Annotated in this window: 9 protein-coding genes; 7 read left to right on the top strand and 2 right to left on the bottom strand. The window is 43.0% G+C overall.

Annotation, left to right across the window (positions count from 1 at the left end):
* Positions 1 to 128 precede the first annotated feature (128 nt).
* The 4 genes from PSU72_RS08060 (at position 129) to dnaJ (ending at position 5,010) form a co-directional block, all read left to right on the top strand.
* A complete protein-coding gene (locus PSU72_RS08060) occupies positions 129 to 1,022 on the top strand; it encodes a lysophospholipid acyltransferase family protein (protein ID WP_300431812.1) in 894 nt (297 codons plus the stop codon).
* Positions 1,023 to 1,151: 129 nt separating this feature from the next.
* Entirely contained in the window at positions 1,152 to 1,676 is a 525-nt protein-coding gene (gene grpE / locus PSU72_RS08055; RefSeq protein WP_300431811.1) for a nucleotide exchange factor GrpE, read from the top strand.
* Between the two features lie 180 nt (positions 1,677 to 1,856).
* Positions 1,857 to 3,782, top strand: coding sequence for a molecular chaperone DnaK (dnaK, locus tag PSU72_RS08050; RefSeq protein WP_300431810.1), 1,926 nt, complete (start codon positions 1,857 to 1,859; stop codon positions 3,780 to 3,782).
* 106 nt (positions 3,783 to 3,888) lie between these two features.
* Entirely contained in the window at positions 3,889 to 5,010 is a 1,122-nt protein-coding gene (gene dnaJ, locus PSU72_RS08045; RefSeq protein WP_013148712.1) for a molecular chaperone DnaJ, read from the top strand.
* A gap of 86 nt (positions 5,011 to 5,096) precedes the next feature.
* Here the strand turns inward: dnaJ and parC are convergent, their stop codons facing one another.
* Together parC and PSU72_RS08035 are read right to left on the bottom strand one after the other, a co-directional pair.
* On the bottom strand, positions 5,097 to 7,394 hold the full coding sequence (gene parC / locus PSU72_RS08040) for a DNA topoisomerase IV subunit A (protein WP_300431809.1): 2,298 nt from the start codon (positions 7,392 to 7,394) through the stop codon (positions 5,097 to 5,099).
* The gene (locus PSU72_RS08035) at positions 7,394 to 9,379 is read right to left on the bottom strand and encodes a DNA topoisomerase IV subunit B (RefSeq protein ID WP_300431808.1); all 1,986 of its coding nucleotides are present in this window, start codon (positions 9,377 to 9,379) and stop codon (positions 7,394 to 7,396) included. Before PSU72_RS08035 ends, parC begins: the two co-directional genes overlap by 1 nt.
* Before the next feature lie 288 nt (positions 9,380 to 9,667).
* Between PSU72_RS08035 and PSU72_RS08030 the strand changes: the two genes are divergently transcribed.
* The 3 genes from PSU72_RS08030 to creC are packed head-to-tail and all read left to right on the top strand — an operon-like array spanning position 9,668 to position 12,186.
* Positions 9,668 to 10,006, top strand: coding sequence for a thioredoxin family protein (locus PSU72_RS08030; RefSeq protein ID WP_300431807.1), 339 nt, complete (start codon positions 9,668 to 9,670; stop codon positions 10,004 to 10,006).
* Between the two features lie 26 nt (positions 10,007 to 10,032).
* Positions 10,033 to 10,707: a two-component system response regulator CreB gene (creB, locus tag PSU72_RS08025; protein WP_300431806.1), complete on the top strand. Its 675-nt coding sequence runs from the start codon at positions 10,033 to 10,035 to the stop codon at positions 10,705 to 10,707.
* Between the two features lie 21 nt (positions 10,708 to 10,728).
* On the top strand, positions 10,729 to 12,186 hold the full coding sequence (creC, locus tag PSU72_RS08020; RefSeq protein ID WP_300431805.1) for a two-component system sensor histidine kinase CreC: 1,458 nt from the start codon (positions 10,729 to 10,731) through the stop codon (positions 12,184 to 12,186).
* Positions 12,187 to 12,202: the final 16 nt, after the last annotated feature.

Raw genomic sequence — 12,202 nt, 5'->3', positions numbered from 1 at the left:
TTTATCTAGACTTCCCAACACAAACTACCTTATTGCAACATTTTAGCTCTGGATAACCTCATGCATAATACTTGTGTTATTGTAACTCACAGCAACCGTACAACTTAACGTATTAAATACGATTTCGAATGAATTCAAAAAAATCTACTTTTAAAAGCAATGTCATCTTACTTGCAGTAGCCTGCCTAAAACTTTTGCGATATTTACCCCTACCAGTCATTCATGGCCTTGGTGCAATGCTGGGTTTAATGAGTTACCTATTTAATAAAGATCATCGTGACCATGCTATACGTAATCTTAAGCAATGTGCTTTAGCCACGAATAAAACTCAGTTCAACCAACTACTTTTTAAAAGCACTTTAGAAAATAGTAAAGGTGCACTAGAAACATTTGCCATTTGGTTTAAACCTCAAAGTGAAGTTATAAACTGGGTAAAACGAGTATTTGGTTGGGAAGCGGTTGAACAGGCACTACAAACGAGCAAAGGTGTGATCTTTCTTACTCCGCATTTAGGTTGTTTTGAAATTACATCACTTTACTACGGCGCACACCACCCTATGGCGGTACTTTACCGCCCTCCACGCCAAAAATGGCTGCTACCTCTTATTACAGATGGAAGAGAGCGAGGGCAAATCACTTTAGCACCTGCCAATGCGCAAGGCGTGAAGCAGCTATTACAAGCACTTAAACGTGGTGAAGCTATTGGCATTTTACCCGATCAAGCCCCCTTGGCAGGGGAAGGCGAATGGGCACCATTCTTTGGTCGCCAAGCCTACACTATGACGCTTGCCTCAAAATTAGCACAAAAGACTGGCGCTCAAGTATTTATGGCGTTTGGAGAGCGTTTAAGTTTCGGACGTGGCTATAACATTCATATTCGTGCAGTAAATGCTGAAGGTATTGATACACCCACTTTACTGAATGCAGAAATTGAACGTACCATTCAGCAATGCCCCGCCCAGTACTTATGGATGTATGATCGCTATAAAGTTCGCAACCAGCCCCCCCCACCAGCACTCTAATGTGCCTTTACAACTAGATGCTACCCTTTAATTTCATTTTTTTTATTTGAATGCTTGAGATTTAAAAAAATGCCTCCATTATCTGTTCATTGTTCTAAATCGTTACTGACAAATAATTAGGGAAACTTCATGACTGAAAATACACAGGACTCACAAAACAACATCTCACAATCTGAAGAAGATTTACAACAAAGTGGCGCTGCAGGCTCATTAGATGATCGTATTGGTGAACTAGAAGCTCAACTCAAAGAAGCGCAAGCCGCAGTTTTATACGTAAAAGCTGATGGTGAAAATATTCGTCGACGCGCGATGGACGATATTGAAAAAGCGCGCAAGTTTGCGTTAGAAAAATTCTCAAATGAATTACTTGCTGTAAAAGATAGTTTAGATGCTGCCTTGCTGATAGAAGCGGCTGACGTGCAAAGCTATAAAGATGGCGTGCAAATCACCACCAATCAATTAGCTTCTGTATTTGATAAATTCAACATTGCTGAAATTAATCCATTAGGTGAAAAGTTTGATCCTAATAAACATCAAGCCATCAGTATGCTGGAAAATAGTGGCGAGCCTAATACAGTGACATCTGTATTGCAAAAGGGTTACACACTAAATGATCGCGTACTACGCCCAGCTTTAGTGATGGTGGCTAAGTAATTGATTGAAAAATTAAGCTAGATTTTCAATTAAATCAAAATCTTAATTAAATTTAGCAATCTCAGACCCTTGAAATAACAAAAACAATCACCACAATAGCTTCAAGGTAAAAATTTAACACCGCTGTTTACCGCAAAGTAATGCAGCAAATTAATTAGTAAAAAATAAGGAATAGGAATTATGGGAAAAATTATTGGTATTGACTTAGGAACAACGAACTCTTGCGTAGCTGTGATGGAGGGTGGAAAACCTCGCGTTATTGAAAATGCTGAAGGTACACGCACTACACCTTCTATTATTGCGTATCAAGAAGATGGTGAGATTTTGGCTGGCGCTCCAGCAAAACGCCAAGCGGTGACTAACCCTAAAAATACGCTATACGCAGTTAAGCGTCTGATTGGTCGTCGTTTTGACGAAAAAGAAGTACAAAAAGACATCGGTTTAATGCCGTACACCATTGCAAAAGCGGATAACGGCGATGCATGGGTTGAAATTCGTGGCGTAAAAATGGCACCTCCGCAAATTTCTGCTGAAGTGTTACGCAAAATGAAAAAAACGGCTGAAGACTATTTAGGCGAAGAAGTGACTGAAGCGGTGATTACTGTGCCAGCTTACTTTAACGATAGCCAACGTCAAGCGACTAAAGATGCAGGCCGTATTGCAGGTTTAGATGTTAAACGCATCATCAACGAGCCAACTGCAGCTGCACTTGCGTTTGGTTTAGACAAACAAGAAGGCGATCGTAAAATTGCTGTGTATGACTTGGGTGGCGGTACATTTGACGTTTCTATCATCGAAATTTCAAGCATTGATGGCGAACATCAATTTGAAGTGCTTTCAACCAACGGTGATACATTCTTGGGTGGTGAAGACTTTGATAACCGTCTAATCGACTTTTTAGCAGATGAATTCAAAAAAGAAAATGGCGGCTTAGATCTACGCAACGACTTATTGGCAAAACAACGTTTGAAAGAAGCGGCTGAGAAAGCAAAAATTGAGCTTTCTGGCGCAACGCAAACTGAAGTGAATTTGCCATACATTACTGCCGATGCAACAGGCCCTAAACACTTAGTCGTAAAAATCACGCGTGCAAAATTAGAAAGCTTAGTAGAAGATTTAATTGAACGCACAATGGCACCATGCCGTGTAGCGATTAAAGACGCGGGCGTTTCAATTGACGATATTACCGATGTAATTTTGGTTGGTGGTCAAAGCCGCATGCCAAAAGTACAAGAGAAAGTAAAAGAGATTTTTGGTAAAGAACCTCGTAAAGACGTTAACCCAGATGAAGCAGTAGCTGTTGGTGCTGCGATTCAAGGTGGTGTGTTAAAAGGTGATGTTAAAGATGTATTATTGCTTGATGTAACCCCATTATCACTAGGTATCGAAACACTTGGTGGTGTAATGACTAAAGTGATTAAGAAAAACACAACGATTCCAACCAAAGCATCACAAACATTCTCTACAGCTGATGACAACCAAAATGCTGTGACGATTCAAGTGTTGCAAGGTGAGCGTGAAAAAGCTGCTGCGAATAAATCGCTTGGTCAATTTAACTTAAGCGATATTCCACCAGCACCACGTGGTATGCCACAAATTGAAGTGACATTTGATATCGATGCCAACGGTATTTTGCATGTTTCTGCTAAAGATAAAGCCACTGGTAAAGAAAATAAAATTACCATTAAAGCGAATAGCGGCTTGTCTGAAGCTGAAATTCAACAAATGGAAGAAGATGCCATTAAATATGCAGATGAAGATAAGAAATACCGTGAATTAGTTGATGCACGTAATGCTGCAGATGGCATGGTACATAGCGTGAAAAAATCATTGGCTGAACATGGCGATAAATTAGATGCTGCTGAAAAAGAAGCCATTGAAGCGGCTATTAAAGGTGTTGAAGAAGTGTTGCAATCAGATGATAAAGATGCGATTGAAGCTAAAACAACAGTATTGACTGAAGCATCACAAAAACTAGGTGAAAAAGTCTATGCTGCTGAGCAAGCTGAAGCCAACACACAAAGTGCTCAACCTAGCCAAGAAACTGAAAAAACAGTCGATGGTGACGTGGTAGATGCTGAGTTTGAAGAAGTGAAAAAAGACTAATTCACAATTTTTAGTCTTTAGCTTATAGTCGTTAGCATCACACAATGATGCTAACGACTTTTCGCTATCAACACCCTGCTAACAACAACTAAATACTGACTGAATTATGGCAACTAAAAGAGATTATTACGAAATATTGGGCGTTAATAAAGACGCTTCAGAAGAAGAGATTAAGAAGTCTTATCGCAAACTTGCGATGAAGCACCACCCAGATCGTAATCCAGATAACCCAAAAGCAGAAGAACAGTTCAAAGAAGCTAAAGAAGCTTATGAAATGCTGTCTGATGACCAAAAGCGTGCAGCTTACGATCAATACGGCCATGCAGGTGTAGAGCAAGGTGGCGGTGCAGGCGGCTTTGGTGGCGCAGGTTTCGGTGATGCCTTTGGTGATATTTTTGGCGATATTTTCGGTGGTGGTCGCGCTGGTGGACAACGCAACAACGTATATCGCGGCGCTGACTTACGCTATAACATGGAAATCTCACTTGAAGATGCAGCAAAAGGTACTGAATCTAAAATTCGTATTCCTGTGCAATCTACTTGTGAAACCTGTAAGGGATCGGGCGCACGCCCTGGTACGCAGCCTGTAACATGTACGACCTGTGCGGGCCACGGCCAAGTACGTATGCAGCAAGGCTTTTTTTCGGTACAACAAACCTGTCCAAAATGCCACGGTAATGGCAAAATGGTCAAAGACCCTTGCCCAACTTGTAGCGGCGCGGGCAGAACCAAACAGAACAAAACGCTCTCAGTAAAAATTCCAGCTGGTGTAGATGAAGGCGATAGAATTCGTTTAAGCGGCGAAGGTGAAGGCGGCGTGAATGGCGGCCCAACCGGTGATTTATATGTTGTGATTCACCTAAAAGAGCACAACATTTTCCAACGTGAAGGCGGAAACTTACACTGCGAAATGCCAATTAGCTTTAGTACAGCAGCTTTAGGTGGCGAAATCGAAGTGCCAACCTTAGGCGGCTCTGCCAAAATGAAAATTCCAGCTGAAACGCAAACCGGTGGCGTATTCAGGTTACGTGGTAAAGGCATTAAACCGCTACGCCAATCTGAAAGTGGTGATTTGATGGTGCACGTAGTTGTGGAAACACCAGTTAAATTAACGGAAAAACAGAAAGATTTACTTCGTGAATTTGAAACCAGCACTCAAGCGGACTCTGGTAAACATAGCCCAAAAAATAAAAGCTGGGTAGATAAAGCAAAAGATTTCTTTGGTTAAACTACTCTTAAAACAAAACAGCCCGCAATAGCGGGCTGTTTTATTTTAAGGCTTCATTGAAATGAGAAACCAAATTCAACTATAGATTAAAAGAGTGAAACTTGGCGCTTTACTGGAGCTTTAGTTTCCTTCACGTCATGCCCTTTTCTAGCACGTTTGAGCAAAAATTTACTTAGAGCTTCTCCCTCAAGTACTTTCACTTTACCTCTAACAATCACATTAGCTGAAAGTCCATCACTTAGCTCAATACGAGACAATGAGGCCTTATCTGGAATATCCATCATACGTACGCCCTTGCCGCCATTTGGGTACTCGTTCACTTCGCTGATAGGGAACACCAAGAATTTATTTTCGGATGAAGTCACCGCAACGTGCGTACGCTCATCCAATTTGATTGGTGGCAATACCAAGGCACCATCCTCTGGCTTCATAAAAGCTTTACCTGCTTTAGGTCTTGCCACTAAGCCTTTCAAAGGCGCAACAAATCCGTAGCTATTCGATGTGGCGAATAAATATCGGTCATCGTCTTTTCCGGAAAGCGCATGCGCTAATTTAGCGCCGTTTTGCACTTCAATGATTGAACTGAGCGGAATACCATCGCCCTTACCGCCTGGCACTGTAGATGCATCAAAGGCATAACATCTGCCGTTGGTATCTAATAGGACAATCGGTAGCACTGTGCGTGTCTCAATCACAGCAAACTCGCCGTCGCCTGATTTCCACGCAATAGACTCGCGCTCAACGCCATGGCCTTGTCTAGCTCTAATCCAACCATTCTTAGAGATAAGAATAGTCACAGGTTCATCTACCACAAAGGCTTTTTGACCGCCTTGCGCTCGCTCTACTGGCTCGATTAAAGTTCGGCGGTCATCGCCATATTTTTCCGCATCTTGCTTGATTTCTTTTGCAGTGAGTTTGCGTAATTTATTATCGCTACCTAAGATATTCTGCAAACCGTCGGCTTCTTCGCGTAAATCTTTTAATTCTTTTTCAATTTTAAAGCCTTCTAATCTAGCTAACTGACGTAGCCTGATTTCCAGAATATCTTCGGCTTGTATTTCACTTAATTGAAACGCTGCAATCAAATCCGTTTTCGGTTCATCTGAGTTACGAATCACGCGAATCACTTCATCTATATGCAAGAAGGCGATCATGCGTCCTTCTAGAATATGGATACGTTTGTTGATTTTGTCTAAATCAAACTGACAGCGTCTGCGCACCACATTCAGGCGGAAGGCAATCCACTCTTTAAGAATCGCAATCATGCCTTTTTGCGCAGGGCGACCATCGGTGCCTATCATGACCATATTCACTGGGCATGAGACTTCCATGCTGGTGTGTAGCAGCAAGAACGCCATCAACTCATCGCTGGAAACCTTACTGGTTTTTGGTTCGATAATCAGACGAACATCTTTTTTGCCTTCGCTTTTCACCGTATCTATCATGCTCAAGGCAGATTGCTTCACTAGCAACTGATCTTGATCTATGGTTTTTTTGTCTTTTTTCGGTTTAGGATTCGATATGGCAAGAATTTCATCTTGTATCGTTTCCACAGAAACCCCATGCGGCAATTCATGAATGATTATGCGCCATTGTCCGCGCGCCATCGGCTCGACTATCCATCTAGCGCGCAGCCTTAATGAACCGCGACCTGTTTCATAGGTAGAAAGAATGTCTGCAGTTTGTGTAATCAGCTGACCACCACCTGGAAAATCTGGGCCAGGCACATGCTGCATAAAATCAGCAGTGGTAGCGTCTGGGTTGTCCATCACATGCAATACCGCATTGGCGATTTCGCGCATATTGTGCGGAATCATTTCAGTCGCCATACCCACAGCAATACCAGAAGCGCCATTCAACAGCATCATTGGTAAACGAGCTGGCAGCAACACGGGCTCTTGAAAAGCGCCATCATAATTACTTTGGAAATCGACTGTGCCGCGATCAATTTCGGACAATAACAAATCAGCAATAGGTGATAAGCGCATCTCGGTGTATCGCATTGCAGCGGCACCATCGCCATCACGTGAGCCGAAATTACCTTGCCCATCAATCAGCGGGTAACGTAACGTAAAATCTTGCGCCAAACGAACCGCCGCCTCATACGCAGAGCTATCGCCATGCGGATGGTACATACCGAGTACATTACCAACCACGCGAGCTGATTTGACTGGTTTAACGCCAGCCACCAAGCCCATTTCTTTCATTGCAAACAGAATGCGGCGCTGCACAGGTTTTTGGCCATCTTCAACAGAAGGCAGCGCACGACCTTTCACTACGGAAACAGCATAAGCTAAATAAGCTTCTTCTGCATATTCGCCAATTGGCACTGCATTTTCTTCATTATTATTTTCTAACATGTTTGTATTTATCGTTGTATCCATTAAACATCCGCCTCTACATCATTACCGCGACGTTCTATCCATTCTTTTCTGGCTGCAGATTCATTCTTAGCCATCAACATATCAAACATTTTAAGTGCACCTGCGACTTCGCCTTCGGGCAAACGTACCTGTACCAAACGACGCGTATCTGGGCACAAGGTGGTTTCCCACAACTGCTCTGGGTTCATTTCGCCAAGACCTTTGAAACGCTGTATGCCTAGCTTTTCTTCAGCGATACCTTCGCGCTTGAGCTTTTCTATCGTAGACATTTTCTCAGCATCATCTGACACGTAGATTTTACGTAATGGCTTCGTTTTACCTTGTGCTGGCACGTCAATGCGGTACAGCGGCGGCTGTGAGATATACACATGACCGCGCTCTATCAGCTTAGGTGCGTGCCTCAATAGCATTGTGAGTAATAGCACCTGTATGTGCGAACCATCAACGTCCGCATCAGACAATATGCATAATTTACCGTAACGCAAACCCGAAAAGTCCGGATTATCTTTAAGTGTGTGCGGCTCAATACCTAGCGCCACAAATATGTCATGCACTTCGGAGTTGCCGAAGATGCGCCCTGCGTCAACTTCCCATGTATTTAAGACCTTACCGCGCAAAGGCAGTAAGGATTGGAACTCATTATTGCGCCCCATCTTCGCGCTACCGCCAGCGGAATCACCTTCTACTAAGAACAATTCCGCTTCCATCGTCCCTGCCGCTTCACAATCAGTCAATTTTGCTGGCATCAGATTAATGCCGCTTGATTTACGCTTTTCAATTTTTTGCGTAGATTTATTACGTGCCGCCGCAGAACGGTTCACCAAGTCAGAAATGCGCTTTGCATGGTCTACGTTTTGACTTAGCCAAGTTTCCATATAAGGCTTCACGGCAGACGCCACCATTTTCATGGCATCGCGGTTGGTCAGCTTCTCTTTGGTTTGACCTTGAAATTGCGGATCCAACACTTTTGCCGCCAATACATAGCACACGTTATTCCATACATCTTCTGATGAGACTTTAACGCCGCGTTGCATCATGCTGTGATGCTCCATAAACGACTTAACCGCCTCAAATACCCCATTACGCATACCAGCCTCGTGCGTACCGCCAGAGAGCGTAGGAATCAGGTTCACATAAGACTCACCGCGCCCGCCACCTGATCCAAAAGATAACGCCCAAATCGCGCCCTCGCCTTTTGATATACCATCAGTATTCTCATTATGGTAAAACTCACCCGAGATGATAGGAATCGGCGTTTCGTCATCCTCGTACTCGCGCTCGCCGATTAACTCATCCAAATATTGCGGCAAGCCGTCAACGTAAGTCCAAGAGCGTTCTTCAAAGCCGTCATTGCCTTCAATTGACAACGTCACGCTTACACCACGCAGCAACACCGCCTTTGATTTAATAAGATGCTCTAGCTGCTGAAGTGAAACCTTGGGCGAATCAAAGTATTTAGGGTCAGGCCAGCACTTTACCGTGGTACCAGTATCTTTTTTAAGGCACTTGCCTGTTTCTGTTAACGGCGTAACGCAGTTGCCATTTTCAAAAGAAAGGCTATGCACTTTGCCATCACGCTTAACCGTCACGTCTAATCTTGTAGATAGCGCATTGGTGACAGAAACCCCTACTCCATGCAGACCGCCTGAAAAGCGATACGAACTATTTTCGTCTTCTTTATCAAACTTACCGCCAGCGTGCAATTGTACGAAGACAAGCTCAACGGCCGGCTGTGTTTCACCTTTTGGAATTTCAACAGGAATACCACGACCGTTATCAGTGACTTCAACCGCACCATCTTTAAAAATAGTGACTTGAATAGTGGTCGCATGACCACCCAATGCTTCATCGGCCGCGTTATCAATCACCTCTTGCACAATGTGCGTAGGAGATTCTGTGCGTGTGTACATGCCGGGTCTGGCACGTACAGGTTCTAATCCTCTCAGAACCTTTACCGAGTCTGCGTCGTATTCTTTTTCTGCCATTACTCTAACCTTTGAAATTGATGTTGCACGTCTAATTAAATCCAGCTTAATTTATTGAAGTTTAATTGACTTGGCGCTATTTTAAAGAACAAATTAACTTTTTGAGCGAGTTGCGATTAAAAATTCACTTTAACAGAGATTTGCGATATAACTGCAATAAGGATTCTGGTGATAATGAGTCTCCACAATTTCTGTGGATAACATTGTGAGGTGTGTGGGGATATAAGCGCTAAGTCACTGCTATGCCTATGAATCCGGAAATCGAAACAATTTTAAGCAAGCCCTGCAATGAACCTAAATAATCATGATGCAAAATACTCAATGAATAAAGCAGAAATCGAGCAATTAAATGGTCTTACTGTCATTGAGTTTGGCGCCAATTGGTGTACTTATTGCCAAGCCGCTCAAGCAATCATAGCTAAAGCCCTACTTAATTATCCTAATGTGAAACATATCAAGATTGAGGATGGTAAAGGGCAGAGATTAGGACGTCTGTATGCAGTCAAACTCTGGCCCACATTAGTATTTCTAAAAGATGGTATCGAACTTAGTCGCCTAGTACGCCCGAATGATGAGCAAGCCATTAGCGATGTCTTATATCAGATAAGTAATGAAACATCACATTAAAAGCTTTTCTCATCTAAAATACTGGCATGCCACTCCATGTACTGATTATTGAAGACGAACCTGCAATCGCTGAAACGCTGATTTATGCTTTTAAGGAGGCAGGTATCGCCACCACACACAAGCTTTTAGGTGGCGATGCGATGACGCAAATTAAACAGCAGACTTTTGACTTTGTGATTTTAGACGTAGGCCTGCCAGACATGACAGGCTTTGATGTATGCAAACTGATTCGTGCTGAATCTAACATTCCCATACTATTTTTAACCGCACGCAATCATGAAATTGATCGTATTGTTGGCTTAGAAATAGGCGCCGATGACTATGTCACCAAGCCGTTTAGTCCTCGCGAGGTTGTAGCGCGTGTGAACGCAATACTGCGCCGCACAGTGTTAAAACAAGAAACTCGTGATAAAAATAATTCATTTATAGTGGATGAGTTAGCCAATCGCATTCAATACCGTAGTCAACTGTTAGATTTAACGCGTTATGAATTCTTACTGCTTAAAACTTTGATTCAGCAACCGCAACGCGTATTCTCACGTAATCAATTGATGGATATTGTTTGGGTGAATGCCGAGAATACGTTGGAGCGCACTGTGGATGCGCATATTAAAACTTTGCGTGCGAAACTACGCGCGGTTGATACGCAAACTGAAGCCATCATTACCCATCGTGGTATGGGCTATAGCCTGCAGGCTTAAAAATTCCCATGAAAATGAATCATGAAAATTAGTCTTAAAATTTTCTTAGGTTATTTCTTACTGGTGGGCCTTGCGGCTTGGTTTGTGCTGTATGTGTTTGTCGATGAAGTTAAACCTGGCGTACGCCAAGCCATGGAAGATACGCTGGTAGATACAGCAAACGTTCTGGCTGAACTTGCAGCCAACGATGTAAAAACCGACACGATTCAGACTGGCAACTTTGCACAAAGCCTCATTAAATATCAGTCACACGCCACCAAAGCGAATATTTGGGGTATCAAAAAACAGTCTGCAGACTACCGCGTTTATATTACCGACACCAATGGCATTGTTATTTTTGATTCGGCGAATCTAGCACTAGGCCAAGATTATTCCAAATGGAACGATGTTTATCTCACGCTTAAAGGCAAGTACGGTGTACGCTCGAGCCCCGTTGTGATTGGCGATGAAGAAAGCGACACGATTATGTACATTGCGGCGCCGATTAAAGTCGGCGGTAAGATTATCGGCTCACTCACGGTAGCTAAGGCTAACCGCACGCTATTGCCATTTATTGAGCGTGCGCAAAATAAAATCATTCGTTGGGGCGCTTTACTGTTTGGGCTTTCACTCATTATCGGCGTGCTGTTCACATGGCGATTTACCCGAAAAATTAACGCATTGCGCGACTATGCAGTAAAAGTTACAAATGGTGAAAAAGCTGCGCCGCCTACATCCAGTAATGACGAACTCACTGAACTCGCCAAAGCCATGCAAACCATGCGTGGCGAGTTAGATGGCAAACAATATATTCAAGACTCCGTTCAGCACTTAACACATGAGTTAAAAAGCCCAATTACGGCCATTCAAGCAGCTTTAGAGCTTATTTCACCCAGCATGCCACCAGAAACCCAAGCGCATTTTTTAGCGCAAATTAAAACGCAATCAAATCGCGTACAGACCATAATTCAAAACATGCTGGGCTTGGCAACCTTAGAACATCAACAACAATTACAACATTTAACTAACGTAAATTTAAATGATTTAGTGCAAACGCAGATTATGCACTTAACTAACAAAGCCGCACAAAATCATGCCCAGTTTAAATTTTCACCACTTAATCCAATTGAGATTCAAGCTGATACATTTTTACTCGGTCAGGCGATATATAACATACTAGAGAATGCGCTTGATTTTAGTCCCCAAAATGGTGAAATTAACGTAGCGACTGAAACTAGCCAAACGCAAATAAAACTCACTATAAACGATATAGGAAGCGGAATCCCTGACTATGCTCTAGACAAGGTGTTTGATAAGTTTTACTCATTACCTCGCCCTGATTTTTCAATCAATGCTGGGCAAAAAAGCACGGGGCTAGGGTTAAACTTTGTACAAGAAGTTGTTAAGCTGCATGGCGGCTCGGTCACGTTAGAAAACACACAACAACCAAATGGCGACATACATGGCGCAGTTGCCACCATCACATTACAAAAAAAATAACTCAATACTTCACGCT

Origin of the sequence: Methylotenera sp., from assembly GCF_029945535.1 — a bacterium.
In the GTDB taxonomy this organism is placed as follows: Bacteria; Pseudomonadota; Gammaproteobacteria; order Burkholderiales; family Methylophilaceae; genus Methylotenera.
This window is presented reverse-complemented; position numbering and strand designations above follow the sequence as displayed.